Genomic DNA, 281 nt, shown 5'->3' with positions numbered 1-281 from the left:
ACCATAATCTCAGCATTTTGTGCTTCATCAGTTAAACCAACAAAGATATTTAAATGCTCAGTTAAGATTTTGGCACCTAAAGAGTTAGCTTCTTTTGGCCCGATGCTTCCATCCGTCCATACATCAAGCGTAAGCTTATCATAATTAGCCACTTGTCCGACACGTGTCTTTTCCACTTGGTAAGTCACACGTGATACTGGAGTATAAATAGAATCAATAGGAATTAGTCCTATTGGTTGATCTTCGCTTTTATTTGCATCAGCTGGCGTATACCGACGGCC

General features: G+C 40.2%; 1 pseudogene. It reads right to left on the bottom strand.

What is annotated here, in order from left to right:
* Positions 1–281, bottom strand: a pseudogene (locus tag ACSG5Z_RS32355) (DNA-directed RNA polymerase subunit alpha); the annotation flags it as partial.

The organism is Bacillus pretiosus (assembly GCF_051294775.1).
Taxonomy (GTDB): Bacteria; Bacillota; Bacilli; order Bacillales; family Bacillaceae_G; genus Bacillus_A; species Bacillus_A wiedmannii.
Note: the sequence above shows the minus strand (reverse complement) of the source record. Positions and strands in the feature narration are given on the sequence as shown.